Source organism: Streptomyces sp. NPDC051218 (genome assembly GCF_044455475.1).
In the GTDB taxonomy this organism is placed as follows: Bacteria; Actinomycetota; Actinomycetes; order Streptomycetales; family Streptomycetaceae; genus Streptomyces.
Window position 1 is genome coordinate 26,383 of the sequence record NZ_JBITEU010000014.1, and the last position, 13,456, is coordinate 39,838.

12 protein-coding genes are annotated in these 13,456 nt (G+C 69.8%); 3 read left to right on the plus strand and 9 right to left on the minus strand.

The window, feature by feature from the left end; all coding sequences use genetic code 11:
* Nucleotides 1-161: 161 nt before the first annotated feature.
* The 3 genes from ACIBCK_RS34630 to ACIBCK_RS34640 form a co-directional block, all read right to left on the minus strand.
* Nucleotides 162-689, minus strand: coding sequence for a VOC family protein (locus ACIBCK_RS34630; protein ID WP_399396737.1), 528 nt, complete (start codon nucleotides 687-689; stop codon nucleotides 162-164).
* A gap of 463 nt (nucleotides 690-1,152) precedes the next feature.
* The gene (locus ACIBCK_RS34635) at nucleotides 1,153-1,458 is read right to left on the minus strand and encodes a putative quinol monooxygenase (protein ID WP_399396738.1); all 306 of its coding nucleotides are present in this window, start codon (nucleotides 1,456-1,458) and stop codon (nucleotides 1,153-1,155) included.
* Between the two features lie 93 nt (nucleotides 1,459-1,551).
* Nucleotides 1,552-1,947, minus strand: a complete 396-nt coding sequence (locus tag ACIBCK_RS34640; RefSeq protein ID WP_399396739.1) for a VOC family protein — start codon at nucleotides 1,945-1,947, stop codon at nucleotides 1,552-1,554.
* Between the two features lie 302 nt (nucleotides 1,948-2,249).
* Here ACIBCK_RS34640 and ACIBCK_RS34645 point away from each other — a divergent pair, with 302 nt between their 5' ends.
* The 3 genes from ACIBCK_RS34645 (at nucleotide 2,250) to ACIBCK_RS34655 (ending at nucleotide 4,679) form a co-directional block, all read left to right on the plus strand.
* The gene (locus ACIBCK_RS34645; protein ID WP_399396741.1) at nucleotides 2,250-2,795 is read left to right on the plus strand and encodes a hypothetical protein; all 546 of its coding nucleotides are present in this window, start codon (nucleotides 2,250-2,252) and stop codon (nucleotides 2,793-2,795) included.
* 197 nt (nucleotides 2,796-2,992) lie between these two features.
* Nucleotides 2,993-3,976, plus strand: a complete 984-nt coding sequence (locus ACIBCK_RS34650; protein ID WP_399396742.1) for a threonine/serine dehydratase — start codon at nucleotides 2,993-2,995, stop codon at nucleotides 3,974-3,976.
* 322 nt (nucleotides 3,977-4,298) lie between these two features.
* A complete protein-coding gene (locus tag ACIBCK_RS34655) occupies nucleotides 4,299-4,679 on the plus strand; it encodes an FKBP-type peptidyl-prolyl cis-trans isomerase (protein ID WP_399396743.1) in 381 nt (126 codons plus the stop codon).
* A 72-nt stretch (nucleotides 4,680-4,751) separates the two neighbouring features.
* Here ACIBCK_RS34655 and ACIBCK_RS34660 read toward each other — a convergent pair whose 3' ends face one another.
* From ACIBCK_RS34660 to ACIBCK_RS34685, 6 genes are all read right to left on the minus strand, one after another.
* Nucleotides 4,752-5,408: a DUF1707 domain-containing protein gene (locus ACIBCK_RS34660; RefSeq protein WP_399396744.1), complete on the minus strand. Its 657-nt coding sequence runs from the start codon at nucleotides 5,406-5,408 to the stop codon at nucleotides 4,752-4,754.
* A 117-nt stretch (nucleotides 5,409-5,525) separates the two neighbouring features.
* Nucleotides 5,526-5,993 carry a hypothetical protein gene (locus ACIBCK_RS34665; protein ID WP_399396745.1) on the minus strand — a complete coding sequence of 156 codons (468 nt, stop codon included), beginning with the start codon at nucleotides 5,991-5,993 and terminating at the stop codon, nucleotides 5,526-5,528.
* Between the two features lie 155 nt (nucleotides 5,994-6,148).
* Nucleotides 6,149-7,423, minus strand: coding sequence for a cytochrome P450 (locus ACIBCK_RS34670; protein WP_399396746.1), 1,275 nt, complete (start codon nucleotides 7,421-7,423; stop codon nucleotides 6,149-6,151).
* 75 nt (nucleotides 7,424-7,498) lie between these two features.
* On the minus strand, nucleotides 7,499-10,048 hold the full coding sequence (locus ACIBCK_RS34675) for a lantibiotic dehydratase C-terminal domain-containing protein (protein WP_399396748.1): 2,550 nt from the start codon (nucleotides 10,046-10,048) through the stop codon (nucleotides 7,499-7,501).
* Nucleotides 10,045-10,941: a lantibiotic dehydratase C-terminal domain-containing protein gene (locus ACIBCK_RS34680; RefSeq protein ID WP_399396749.1), complete on the minus strand. Its 897-nt coding sequence runs from the start codon at nucleotides 10,939-10,941 to the stop codon at nucleotides 10,045-10,047. The genes ACIBCK_RS34675 and ACIBCK_RS34680 overlap by 4 nt, the downstream gene beginning before the upstream one ends.
* Nucleotides 10,925-13,444 carry a lantibiotic dehydratase gene (locus ACIBCK_RS34685; protein WP_399396750.1) on the minus strand — a complete coding sequence of 840 codons (2,520 nt, stop codon included), beginning with the start codon at nucleotides 13,442-13,444 and terminating at the stop codon, nucleotides 10,925-10,927. The genes ACIBCK_RS34680 and ACIBCK_RS34685 overlap by 17 nt, the downstream gene beginning before the upstream one ends.
* Nucleotides 13,445-13,456 lie beyond the last annotated feature (12 nt).

The following is a 13,456-nucleotide window of genomic DNA, read 5'->3' on the forward strand; positions in this document are numbered from 1 at the left end:
CGCCGGGGAATCGGCGGCAGCTCGGGCACGTCCAGGCCGCCCTGGCCGGTCCAGTACTTGGCGAAGCCCGCCCAACCAGTTGCACTGCATGGGCGGGTGCCCTCCCTGGGGCGGAGAGATCTTCAGGACCGTGACGGGCTCGGGTGAGGGGGGTGGCTGAGTCACTGCCCTCGACGTCGAACCTGGAACGTCAGTCCTTCTGGGCTGCTCAACCGCACGACGCGACGATCGGTCTCCTCGCACCAGGTGACCGAGCCGTGGCCGTGGTCGCGTGCGCGAGTGACGACGCTGTCCAGATCATCGACGTCGACCGCAAGTTCCCACTGCGGGGCAGAGGGCCCGGGTCCACGCGTGGCGATGAAATCGGCGCTGGTCGGGGGAGTGCCATTGGTCTGCCCGTAGAAGTGCCGGGCTTTGTCAGGCTGATCGCAGGCCAGGATCATGCGCTGCGGAGCACCCGCAATGCGAGGGACCTTCCATCCGGTGAAGCGGCGTGGTTGCCACAGGGAGAAGGCTGCACCGACCGGATCGATCAATGCCGCCACACGGCCTTGGTCGCCCGCGTCGAAGGGAGGCACGACAAGGCGAGCACCGTTCACCGTCGCCGCTTCGGCACGACGATCGACGTTGTCACGGGTTTTCAGGTCCATCCAGCAGAACTCGTTCAGTGACCCCAGACGGGACGTCATACTCTGCTCCTTATCGTCTCGATGCTGGGTATCGGGTGCGTAGGCGACTCCGCTAGGGATTTCACCTGCCGTGAATGCAAGGAGAGTTGGCGACGAACCGGATTCTGACGCACCGATCCTCGCCGGCCTTCCGGCTGGCGCACGGCCACACGGTGGCTTTACCGACGCGCTACGGGTTCTGGCGCATGCCTGGGGGAGCGGTGGTGGAGAGCTACTGAAGTCTTCGGGCATCCCTGAACCCGCCGACCTGCAGGCCACAACCGGAAGCGCCGCGCCCCGCGTGGCCGCCGGTCGGTTGGGCTGGACCGCGGCGCCTACCGCTTCCGCAACGCCGTCGAACGCTGCAGCAACCGGCTTGAGCAACGGCGTGGCATTGCCCTGCGCGCCGACAACGCCGCGCCACGAACTACCGGGCCGCACTCCCTGTCGCGGGGTATCTTCCGCGGGCTCAAGTCGTGATCCATCAGCCGTCGACGCCGAGGCCGCCGGCGACGACCAGCTCGCGACTGGTGAACTCGCCGGTGAGCATGGGCATTGCGGAAGCGATGGCTTCCTTTGCCTCGGGCAGCCGCAGGGACGCGTCGTGGTGCTCTTTAGATTCCCAGACCTCCGTCACCACGATCGTGTCCGGGTCGTCGGATGCCAGGCCCACCACGTAGCTTCGGCAGCCGAACTCGCGGAGACCGTCGGCTCCGGAGAGCAGGATCGCAACCACGTCGTCGCGCTTGCCGGGCTGGGTCTTCATCGAACCGATGTAGCCATAGGCCATGTCACGCCGCCTTCGTCGATGCTGTTACTTGGCACCATCATGGCCGCCCCTCAGGGAGCGTGACCGGTGCCCTGCCGCCCCCCGGTGCACTGCCTAGTTCTGCGGTGCCAGGGTGCGAAGGACGCAGAACTCGTTGCCCTCCGGGTCAGCCATGACCACCCAGTTTCGGTCTGAGCCTTGGCCCACATCCGTCCTGGTGGCACCGAGGTCGAGCAACCTGGCCACCTCGTCCTCGGTGCTGCCGTCGATCGGGCTGACGTCGAGGTGAAGCCGGTTCTTCACGGACCTGCCCTCGGGCACCTGGATGAACAGCAGAGTGGGCGGCATCTGGCGGGCCCGAACATCCTCGATGGTCGGCACCCAAGAGCCGATCTCGACCTTGCCCTCGCTCCCGTCGAGCACCTTGAAGTCGAGGACCTCGCACCAAAACGCCGCGAGTCTCTCCGCATCGTGGCAGTCAACGGCCAGCTCAGTGAACCTACTTGTCATGACTCTCCTAAATAGCGCGGACGGGACTCAGAGTATGGCCCGAGTCCTCCTTGGCCCACACTGCGAGCCTGCGCCGCGAAGGGAGGGTGGTCCCGGCACGAGGAGGGTGGGTCGTGGGCCCCGGTGCGAACCTCAGGCGCCCGTGTGAGCGGAACGTACCAACACAGCCTGCGCACAAGCTGTGTTCATGTTGCCGACGGCGCTACTTTCAGCGCTGACAGCAACGGCGTTCCCCTCCGGACCGGTGGGAGACGGCTCTCACGTCAGCAGCGGAATGCCTCCCCAGACCCTGGAGGTCACGGATGTCGCTCAAATCACGTGCCACGGCCGCACTTTCGGCCCTGCTCCTTGCGACGGCAGGGCTCTCCCTCTCCGCCGCCGCTCCTGCCCAGGCGGCGGTCGACCTGGTCACGTGCCCTCTGGGTACGGAGTCCACCACGTACTCGCCGGGGCTTAAGTACCCGGCGACTCCCGCGCCGAACGTCTCGTTCAACGCCACCGGGGCCGTAGGCCCCTGCGTGTCGCTCGACCTCAAGCACACCTCGGGCGCGGTGTCGTTCACCGGCAGCGGCCCTCTCAACTGCCTGGGGGGCAATTCGTCAGGCACCGGTGCGATCGACTGGGCCAACGCCGGCGCCGCGACCACCCACTTCGCTTTCACCGGCGGCCTGTCCCTGCGCCCCAACGGCGTGACGGTGCTGCTCCTCACGGGAACGGTGACCTCCGGTGACTACGCGGGGCACAAGCTCGTCGCCACCATCACCCTGCTGAGTACGGATATCACCGCCTGCCTGAGCCCTTCAGGCCTGACGAGCAGCTCAGGGCCGATCACGATCACGATCGTCTGACAGTCGAACACAGCAACGCGAGGGGCCCGCCCGCCGCGGCGGGCGGGCACCTTGCAGTGGGCGACCGTGTGTGCAGAACCACTGCATTCGAACGCGTTCAGCCCGTCGAGCGCCCCGAGGCCAGCGCCGCTTGAGCCACCTGAACAGATCCGCAGCATGGACAATTACCTACGCCGGTGGCGCTACGCTGCTGTGTCGTGCAGGAGAAGACGCGCCTCGACACTGCTCGGATCCGGGCGGCTCGCCGGGTAATTGACCCAGTTTTTCTCGACACTCCGCTGTACCGCTGCGAGGCGCTGGAGCACGACCTCGCGTGCACGGTGAGCATCAAGCTCGAAACAGCGAACCCCGTTCGCAGCTTCAAGGCACGCGGCACCGAGGTAGTCGCGAGCCGGCTCGCCGACAATGCCTCGCGGGCCGTGGTGTGCGCCAGCGCGGGCAACCTCGGCCAAGCTCTCGCTTGGTCCGGTCGCGGCCGGGGGCTCGACGTGACCGTCGTGGCATCCCGCTTTGCGACGGTGGCCAAGCTCGACCGTATCCGCGCGTTGGGCGCAAGGTTGGAGCTGGTGGACGGCGACCACGAGCTGGCTCGCGAGCGGGCCGCGGCCATCGCGCGGTACGACGGCATCCGGCTGGTCGAAGACAGCCTGGACATCGAGACCTGCGAGGGAGCGGCGACCATCGGCCTGGAACTGGTCGACACCGCGCCGTCGTTCGACACCGTCCTGATCGCTCTCGGCGGCGGGGCGCTGGCCACCGGCATCGGTCATGTGGTGAAGGCCTTCGCACCCGAAGTCGAGGTGATCTGTGTCCAGCCGCTGGGCGCACCGGCGATGACGCGCTCGTGGCACCAACGACGTGTCGTCACCACCGACTTGATCGACACCATTGCTGACGGCGTCGCGGGCCGGCGCCCCATCCCGGCAGTCCTGGACGACCTCCTGCTGGTCGCTGACGACGCCGTCGTGGTCGAGGAGGCGTCGATCATCGCCGGTATGCGGATGCTCCTCGACCGCGCCGGCCTCGTCGTCGAACCATCGGCCGCGCTCGGCATCGCGGCAATCCTCGAAGACCGTGACCGCTTCGCGGGCCGACACGTCGTCACCATCGTGTGCGGCAGCAACGTCGATGTAGACGCCTATCACCGCTGGGTCGGTGCGGCTCGCGTCGACGGGTTCTGACAGTTGTTTGTCGACGGTCATGATGTCTCCTGTATGCGGCACGCCCGGTGGACGGCTCAGGGCCGGCGGCGGGAGGCGGGGTCGCTTTCAGCGACGGGCCGGGGCGCCGGCGTCGGATCCAGGGCGGTCATACGGTGCCAGGGGACGGACCACCGCGCACGTTCGACGACTTCCTGACCGCCAACCTTCGATCCTTGCAGGCCGTCACCATGCCGCTGGTCCCCTGAACAACGTTCACGACGGCATGGTGATCTCCGCTTAGAGTGACCGTGTGCCCGGTTGGTCTGTTTGAGGCTTCCGGCGGCGAGAGGAAGAGGCTGCAATGAGTGAACTGACGAAGCCCGAGATCGACCTTCCGGCGGGTGATGCTCCCACCGAACTGACAGTCCGCGACCTCGTCGTGGGGGACGGGCTCGAGGCGAAGCCGGGCAGGGTTGTCCGGGTTCATTACGTCGGGGTCACCTTCGAGTCCGGCAAGGAATTCGACGCCTCTTGGGACCGGGGTCAGCCGTTCAAGTTCGCCGTGGGTGGTGGCAAGGTCATCAAGGGGTGGGACCGCGGGGTCAGGGGGATGAAGGTCGGCGGCCGGCGCCAGATCATCGTTCCCCCGCGCCTCGGCTACGGCAACCAGTCACCCTCGCCGTTGATCCCGGCGGGCTCGACACTCGTCTTCGTGGTGGACCTGCTCTTCGTCGCAGTTTGATCGCTGAGCCCCGCTCGTACCGCTCGTACCGTCCGTACCGTCGCCGACGGATCCCGATGATGGACTCTGGAGTCAATCGCCCGCAGGCAGTGAGGCGCGCTTGCGCAGCAGCCACTGTCCGAACGTCCGCCGCGGGGGCCGAACCACGACGCGGCCGTGCATCGTCGTGCCGACCAGCTCCACGCGCAGCGTGATCGGAGTCCCGTCGTCCGGAGCCTGACGAATCTTGATCTTGCTGTGTACGAGGGCCAAGGCGCCGGTATCGACCACCATGCCTGGCTTGGTGATCAACGTCAGCCTCTTGCCCGCCGTGTTCACGTCGATCCGCAAGGTGTCCTGTGTGATCACTGCCTGAGTGAAGTCGAGCGTCACTTCACACCACGCAGTGGCCAGCTCCAGCCTCCGCGGCACCACCCAGCGGCCCTCGCGTTTGACCGCACCACTGTGAACCGCGTTGATCTGGAGTACGTCCTTGACCTCCGCTACGGCCGTGCCGGCCGAAGGGGACACGGCCGGCAGGTCGGCGGTCAGCGCCGTGAGCTCCCTGACGGTACGTGCCGACAGGGCGGCTTCCAGGCGCTCGTCCAACTCGTCCGCGGCCAGCAGGCCGTCCCCCGCCGCGATGCGCAGCACGTCCACTGCCTTGTCCCGGTCCGCATGAGAGGCCCTAAGCTCGGGCGACGAGTCGTGGCCGGAGCCCTTGCCGGTGGGCGAGATCTCTCCCGACATACTTCCGTCCTGGTCCTGTCGAACGTCTTTGCGCGACGCAGGCAGCGGCGCGAGAGGAAAGACTAGCGCTATATCGCGACATGGGCCCTGGGGAGAGTAGGCCGCAGCGCGGCTTGATCACACTTGTTCCTGGTAGACCCTGATTTCCTGGGGGTGGAAATGACGGACCGTCGTCCAGAATTCCTGGCGGCCGAGATCGTCGGCCCAGCGGTTGAGTTCGCCGTCCGCATCGTGGAAGAACCAGGACTCGAAGTGCCCGAGAGCCCGAAGCTGCGGGACGGGCTCGTATCGAAGTTCGCAGTGGAGCTGGATGTAGTGATCGTGCTCGCCGGAAGCGTCGTTGACCTCGAACTGGCGGGCAAGGTCCAGCGTGAAGACGGGCGGCCCATCGAAGGTGTGCGTCCCGTACTGGAAGAGAAGGCCATCTGCGTCGGGCGTGTCCGCGGTGTCGAAGCGGTGGGAGCCGAAGCGCACGAAGCTGAGCCATGCCTCGTCCAAGTCGACCTCGGCGAGGGGCTGTTGCCCACGGCTCAGCTCACCCCGAAGACGTGCCTCGGCCCGGTCCGTGGGCAGTCTCCCCGACATCCCTTCTCCCTCGCGGTCTCGACGCAATCCGTGGTCTCGCTGCGGTCTTCTCAACGCACCGTAATGGCTGAAGAGTCGCCAGCCGCGCGGTGGGCAGCCCGGAGTCGCGCGTCGGTACCTCGTCCACCCCGCGCCTGCCTGAAGCTGTAGCGGCATTAGTAGTCGACGGGTGAGCCCAGCACCACGGGCAGGCGGCGCAGGCCGTTGAGGGTGACCACGGTCCGTCGCCGCAGCGTTTCGTCGGTGGCACTGCGCAGCCGGGGGTGCCGCCGGACCAGGGTGCCCACCGCCACCTCCGTCTCCAGCCGGGCCAGGGCGGCTCCGGTGCAGCGGTGGCGACCGCGACCGAAGGCCACGTGGCCGCCGATGTCGTCGCGCTCCAGGTCGAGCCGGTCGGCGTCTGCGAACCTGGCCGGGTCCCTGTTGGCAGCGGCGAGCGACACCATCACCAGGCTCCCGGCCGGGATGAGCTGCCCGCCCACCTCCACGTCCTGTGCGGCGAAGCGCCACACTCCCATCCGTGCCGAACCGTCGTACCGGAGGAACTCCTCGACGGCCGACGCCAGTCGGGCCGGGTCCTCGCGCACTGATGCCAGCAGCTGCGGCTGGTCGAGCAGGCCCTGCACCATGTTGCCGATGAACGCCCCTGTGGTGTCGAAGCCGGCGACCAGCAGATGGTAGAGCACGGTCACCACGTCCTCGTGGGAGCTGCCGTGCTGCCGCATCTGCGTGGTGACCTCTCCCAACAGGTCCTTGTGCGGCTCGCTCGCGCGTTGTGCCACGTAGCCGGTCAGCAACTCGAAGGTGCGCATGGCCGATGCCCGGATCCCGGCGACGTCCAGGGTGTCGTCGATCGACACGGTGCGGCGTACGAAGTCCAGGAAGTCCGGGCGGTCGTTCTCGGGCACGCCGACGAGTTCGCCCATCACCCCCACGGACAGCGGCACGGCGAACTGCCCCAGCAGGTCGACGGGTTCGTCCGTGGACAGCCCGTCCAGGAGCGTGTCCACGACCTCCTGGACGCGAGGCCGCAGCTCTTCCGTACGCCGTGCCGTGAATGTTCCCGCGATGGTCGAGTGGTAGAGGTCGTGCTCCGGTGTGTCCGCGCTCGACAGGTTCCGCCCGTACGCGGAGATCATGTCTCCTGCCGGTGAGTTCCAGTCGAGACCCTGCCACGTCTCGGGGAAGCGCCGGGTGTCGTGAATCATCCGCGGGTCGGCGAGCGTGGCACGCACGTCCTCGTCACGGGTGAGCATCCAGGCTCGCAGCCCGTTGGGCAGTGCCACCTCGGCCACCGGCCGGTGCTCGCGGAACCAGGCGAGGACCGCCTGCGGAGCTTCGTGGAAGGCGCCGCCGAACGGCGCGCCGGGGTCCACGGGGCACCGCGACTCGGCTGCTCGGGTTTCGGTCCTGTCGCTTATGGGGTCCATGACGGCTGCCTTTCGGTTGCGCGCGCGGCGGTCGGGTTGCCCTCGGGCGGTACGGGCTTCAGAGTGGTACGGGCTTCAGAACAGGGCGATCTCGTGGTGCAGTCCCGGTGGGCGGGACCGTCCGATCAGAACCTGGATCATCGGATCCAGGTGTTGGTCGTCAAGATCCAGCACGGCGAGCAGCCGGTCCGGGTCGTAGCCGCAGTGCGCCTGGCACGCCAACCCATCGGCCGCCGCTGACAGATGGCAGCGCTGCACCGCCACGCCCGCCTCCATGCCCTGCACCCGCAGCCAACGGTCGCCGTAGTGCGGCAGCGCGGCCTCGTAGTCGGTGAGCAGGGTCAGCACCAGCGGGGTGTTCAGGAGGTCGAACACTCCGTTGTTCAGGGTGTACTGGAGAGCTGGGCGGACATCACCCGCCCGCAGGAGCCCGAGCCGCCTCCCCGCGTCCAAGACGAGGTACACACCGGGGGTGATTCCCTCGACCTCGCCGATCGCGGCGACGAACGCCGTCTGGGAGAACGGCACTTCGCCGGGCAGGTCCGATGCGTACGGTGCGCAGGCGCGCTGCAACAGGCGCCCGAACTCGGCGATGTCGAGAGCCCCGGGAGCGGCGAAGCCCATCGACGTGCGTCGGGCCGTCCACGCGTCGGGACGTCGTGGCTGAGCGGGCACGTCGGTCCAGGACCGTACGCCGGCTGCCAGGCGGGGCAGGAGCGGTGGGATGGCGGTCGTGGGCGTCGAGTGGTGCGAGCGCGCGGCGTCCTCGACGCGATCGCCCGTGGGCCAGCTCCCGCCCCGGGACTCAACGTACGGGAATCCGGGCGTGGCGGGCGTGGCGAGCGTGGCGTCCGAGACCGAGGCTGTGGACCTGGCGGGAGCGCAGGGAGTCAGCCTCGCATAGCTGCGCGTCTGCGTGCCGTCCACCTGGATCCGCTCGTCGAGATCGTCGTCGGAGAACCAGTAGCGGACCCGCAGCGGCCTCCCGTCGGCCTCCGCCACGGCGAGCGCCTGGCCGACCAGGACCCCGGCGTCCATGGACTGGAGCCGGTAGGCGAACTCCCCGTACTTGAAGCGGGTCCGCCAGGGAGTCACCGCGACGACGAGCTGGGCTTGCGGGGCGCTCGTGGGCGGGTGCTCAGAGGCGGGCGGAACCGCCAGGGCGTGGTGAGCGGGCTCGTATCGGCCGGTAGGCACCTCAGGCAGCAACTGCCCCGGCAGCACGTGCAGTTCCGCGGGGTAGCGCTGGCCCGCGGATGCGATCACCCGGTGTACGGGGCCGGGCGAGTGCCCGCTGCCGGAGCGCGCACCTGCCTCGCACCGTAACCGCGACACCCCTGCGATGCGTCGCAGCACCGAGCCCAGCGGGGCGGTCGGTGGCGTGAGGGGGACCAGGTCGCGCCCGTCCCGGTCGGGGCCTTCGGCGGGTAGCCGCGACCAGTCGACGTCCTGTGGGATGTGACTGCCGGTGCGGTGCTCCCGTATGTAACGCAGCCCGAGCGTTCCTGGGCCGCCGGTGGTCAAGTCCCGTGCCGCCGCGGTGAGATAGGGCCGCATCTGTGAGTACTGTTCGGCCAGTTCCGCGACGAGGTGGCAGAGGGTGAGGCGCTGCGCGGGCAGGACGCCGAGCCGGGTCATGTGCAGGTAGCCCCAGTTGATCAGGACCCGGTGCAGTCGTAGGACCGGGTCCTGGGCCGCCGCCGTGAGCCAGCGGGGGTCACGCTGGAGAGAGTGGTGGAATGTGCTGCGGCGCAGCAGCGCCTCGTCCCAGGTCGTCTCGCCGTTGCGGCCGGCCAGGGGGAGGTGCAGTTCGTCGGCGGCAAGGAGCGCACGGACGTGCGGCACAAGTAGCTCCACGCCGTCGAGGAAGGTCCGTACTCCCGGCAGGTCGTCCTCCGTGGGCGCATCCCGGGAGTTGAGCAGCTGCTCGGCCAGCGGGCGCAGGGCAGGGGTCCAGCGTTCTGCGAACCGGGCCAGTTCGCGGCGGAGCTGCTCGGGGCGAGGGGACTCCATGATGGCGCCCTCGACATGCGAGCGGTACGACATCGCGCCGAGACGCAGGGAGCCGGGAAAGCGCATCGCGCCGTGGAGCATGAGCACGACGGCGGCTCGGGCACGGTCGCTGCCGTGCCCGGCGGCCGCCCGTGCCTGCCAGTGGCGGAGCGTGCGCAGGGCGGTGCCGGTCGACAGGTCGTGGAAACGGTCGAACAGGTCGACGGCGGCCGGGCCGCCGAGCTGCTCGGAGCGGTCCCGGTGCTCCACGGCCAGCAGTGAGTTGTCGGGCTGCGGCGGCAGATCGTCCACGACGCCCTCGCGCGCGCCCAGATCGCCGGGCGGGGCATGGTGGGGTGTGAAGTCCCGTCCCGGCTGTGGTGAGCGCGCGAGATGGTCGAGGCAGTGGGCCCGCAGGTGCTCGGCGACGCGGTCCGCGTGTTCCTTGTCGACCAGGAGGGCGACGCGGATGTTGGGGCCGCCCTGCCACTCGCGGAAGAAGTGCTGCGCACGGCAGTACGGTGCGGCGTCCCGCAGCAGGGGCGCGACGAGGTGGGTGAGCAGCCCGTCCGGGTCGGTCCGGTGGTAGAGCCGGTGGTCCTGCCATACGACGGGATCGATCGGCCGGGTCATCCGTTCTCCTTGTCCATCAGGGCCAGCGCCGTGAGGGCCGCGGCTGCCTCCTCGAGCAGGTTGAGTCCCAGGCGGTTGCAGTGGGTGTGCCAGGCGTGCAGCAGCGCTCGTGCGGTGCCGTCCGTGCGTGGCACGGCCAGGCAGTACCGAGCCATGGTGGTGGCGGCACGATCCGGTTCCGGCCATGCGGAGTTCCGCGCGAGGCGGGCGCGGCGGCGCACGTCCGGAGCCTCCTGGCCCGCCAGGAGTTCGGCCCACTCCGCGAAGGCGGCGGGGAGCGGCGGGCAGTCAGCGGGGGCCGGTGCGGCCAGCAGGGAGCGCAGCGTGTCGACGGCGTGCCGGGTCCGCGTCTGCCAGCCGTGGCGCAGATGCAGGTGGAGCGCGACCTTGCTGGACGCGGAGAGGAAGGACAGTGTCCGCGGCTGGCCGGTGCACGCGGGTGCCCGTGGCATCCAGCCGCCGGTGAACTCCTCGACCCGTACCGTACGGGAGGGCAGCAGCGGCGCCGCGGGACGGCCGGTCTGCTCGCGGCTCCGGATCCAGGCCGACGACGCGGCGTACTCGGCCTCGTCGAGCGGATGCTGCTCCGGGTTGCCCCCGGCCCACCGTCGCGCGGCCGTGCAGAGCAGCTTCCCGGCCCGGTCGCGCTGTCCGGGCGTACGGCACAGCGCCCGGAGCCGCAGGTGGGGCCCGCCTTCCCAGTAGCGCAGGAAGAACCACGCCGAGGCGTCGACTTCGACGGCGGTGTCCCGCAAAAATCCCGCAAGCTGCCCGATGTGCCGGTCGAGGTCACTGTGCGCGTAGACGTGCACGGACAGCCAACTGGCCGCTGTACGCGCCGAAGTGGCGTCGGCTGCGGGAGCGATGTCGGCCGCGTCAGCCATGTCCGTCATTTCTCGGGGTCACCTCCCACACCACCTCGGCGAGCCATCGGCTGCCGTCGTCCGCCATGGGCGCGTGCGCCGTGTCCGGAAGCGCTTCCTGGAAGAGGAGGCGCCGCGCTCGGCGGTGCGTCATGCGGTCGATCTGGACCATGCCGAGTGGCGAGTTCAGATCGACGGGCATGGGCTTGCGATGCTTGTCGTCGCCTGATCCGCTGACGGCGCGCAGATATGACCAGGCGGGAATGGAGCAGTGGTGACGCCAGGCGTCGATGCGCTCGGCGTAGCCGAACAGGCTCTCTCCCGTGGCGCGTCGGGGCACCTGCTCCGACTCGACGATGACGGTGCGCCGCAGCAGCACGACACCGCCCAGCTCCACCCTCGGCACCACCCTGCACCCCGCATCGGTGAGCTGTCCCTCGGGAGCGATGACGGGCTGCACGCGGTGTTCGGGTGACGGGCCGAACAGGCGCAGGAGCAGGCGCAGTACGGGTGGATAGTGGAAGTCGGCCATACGTCCGCGAGGTACGACGCGCAGCCGCCTGCCCTGGTGGGTGAGGGCCATCCGCCCCTCGCCCAGGACGACATGGCACTCCCGTGCGTCGATCCGCTCCCGGCCGGTGGAGAGGGGTTGTGCGGACGTCCCTTGAGCGACCGCCAGCTCCGGCAGCGCGCCGAGCACTCTCAGGTTGACGTTGCTGTCCGCGACCGCGCCGATTTCCACGTCCACGGTGTCGCGCAGGGGCGTCGGCAGACCGTCCGGCCAGGCGCGGCGCTGTTCGGTGTTCAGGCCGATGCGGTCCAGGATCCGCTGGACGTGCGCGTCGGCACGGCCGCAGCCGTCCTCCACGGAATTCACGACGAACCGGGGCCGCCCTTCCTGTCGTACGGGGTGTCCGTAGAACGCGAGCCGGGTGGTGAGGCTGTCGGGCCGGGCGGGCGCCTGGGGGAGGGTGTCGATCCGCAGCACTCCGTCGGTCACCGGCGAGGAGGACAGCAGCTTCCGCAGGCCTACCAGCCCCGGATCGTCGGCGGGGGGCAGCCGAAATTCGTCGCTCCACAGTTCTTCCATGCCGGGCACGCCGCTGCCCGCGGCGCGTACCAGCTCATGGAGCGCGACCGCCAGTGGAACCGGGCGGTCGGGGCCGAACACCCCGGCCAGATGGGCCTCGGCGCGCCTCCGCGGCGCCGACCAGGGGTCCGCGTGGCCTATCCAGCCCGCGACGGTGCGCAGCGAATCGCGCAGGGGTGCCCACGTCGCCGCGTCGAGGGTGAGCCGCCCGGCCGTCAGGACGGTGTCGGCGTAGGCGGGGGCGCCGTAGCGCAGGGCGTGGGAGGGCCAGGACAGGCGGTGGCTGAGGGAGCTGAGGGTACGGGCAAGCGCAGGGACGGCTGTGTCGGCCTCCGGGCCGGTCAGGGCGTCGGCGGCGTCCGCTACCTCGGTGAGGATCGCGGCGGCGTCCTCGGAGACACCCGCGTGCCGCGCCGTCGCGCGTAGCGGGGCCGGGTGGTGGAGCGGCGTCGAGTCGGCGCTGACGAGCAGGCCCGCGTCGACGAGCCGGGTGAGGGTCCGCTCGGCGTGGGCCGGGCCGGATCCCGTCACCTCCAACAGAGCTAGGGCTGCGTCGGAGGCGCCCCGCCCCTCGGGCGGCCAGGCGGCGATCAGCTCGCGCAGGGCGGGATCGGCGCGGATACGTCGTACGGCATCGCAGTTCGGGGTGATCGCGTAGAGGGCGCCGCCGGACTCGACCAGGCTCGGATTGAGCACCAGACGGGTGTCCGGGGAGAGCTGGCGCAGGAGAGTCAGGGTGATGAAGGCGTTGAGTTCGGCGTGCTGCACGCGCGGGCGGAGGCCGCCGTCCCAGCGATCGGCGGACTGCGGCGGACCGGTCGGGCCCGCGACGGGTTCGTCCAGGAACACTCCGTGCGCCCAGGCGCTGAGGCTCCCCCGGGGTGTGCTCTTGAGACACGCGCGCATCACGAAGGCGTACGCGCTCAGAGCTGTGTCCATGTCCGGTGCCGTTCCCCGCCGAAGGTCCGCCTCCGCCCGCTCGAGCGCCGCGGTCAACGGTGAGTCGGAGCGGCGCAGTTCGAGACCGATCGCGGGCAGGAGCGCGGTGCGCACAGCGGCGGCCCCGGTGCGGTTCATCTCGCTGTTCCACGTCTCCTCGGTCGCCCGGCGTACGAGCTCGGCCTCCGCCAGGAGCCGGTCCCATTCCCGCACGGCCCGCTCCGCCGCAGACGGCAGCACGGGGGCCAGCTTCTCCGCGAGACGCCGGGCACGCGCGGCGCGTCCGTTGTGCAGGGAGCGGCGCAGATCGAGGAGCGCGCTGCGATCGCGGCCCGGAGGCAGGTCGGCGACCGCGTCGTACAGGATGTCCGAGCAGCGCGCGGCCTGGAGCCGTACTGCGTCGTCCGCGTCCCGGCACCGCCGCAGTCCGGTGGCGGCGCGGGGGGAGCGCAGCGCGTCCACCGTCTCGGTGGGGAACGCGGGGACGCGCACGACGTACGTCATGCACCTGGGTGT

Bases quoted from the DNA above. Each gene is read 5' to 3' on its own strand.
- ACIBCK_RS34685 (WP_399396750.1), bottom strand. From the start codon at position 13,444: ATGACGTACGTCGTGCGCGTCCCCGCGTTCCCCACCGAGACGGTGGAC.
- ACIBCK_RS34675 (WP_399396748.1), bottom strand. From the start codon at position 10,048: ATGACCCGGCCGATCGATCCCGTCGTATGGCAGGACCACCGGCTCTAC.
- ACIBCK_RS34640 (WP_399396739.1), bottom strand. From the start codon at position 1,947: ATGACAAGTAGGTTCACTGAGCTGGCCGTTGACTGCCACGATGCGGAG.
- ACIBCK_RS34635 (WP_399396738.1), bottom strand. From the start codon at position 1,458: ATGGCCTATGGCTACATCGGTTCGATGAAGACCCAGCCCGGCAAGCGC.
- ACIBCK_RS34670 (WP_399396746.1), bottom strand. From the start codon at position 7,423: ATGGACCCCATAAGCGACAGGACCGAAACCCGAGCAGCCGAGTCGCGG.
- ACIBCK_RS34665 (WP_399396745.1), bottom strand. From the start codon at position 5,993: ATGTCGGGGAGACTGCCCACGGACCGGGCCGAGGCACGTCTTCGGGGT.
- ACIBCK_RS34660 (WP_399396744.1), bottom strand. From the start codon at position 5,408: ATGTCGGGAGAGATCTCGCCCACCGGCAAGGGCTCCGGCCACGACTCG.
- ACIBCK_RS34645 (WP_399396741.1), top strand. From the start codon at position 2,250: ATGTCGCTCAAATCACGTGCCACGGCCGCACTTTCGGCCCTGCTCCTT.
- ACIBCK_RS34655 (WP_399396743.1), top strand. From the start codon at position 4,299: ATGAGTGAACTGACGAAGCCCGAGATCGACCTTCCGGCGGGTGATGCT.
- ACIBCK_RS34630 (WP_399396737.1), bottom strand. From the start codon at position 689: ATGACGTCCCGTCTGGGGTCACTGAACGAGTTCTGCTGGATGGACCTG.
- ACIBCK_RS34680 (WP_399396749.1), bottom strand. From the start codon at position 10,941: ATGACGGACATGGCTGACGCGGCCGACATCGCTCCCGCAGCCGACGCC.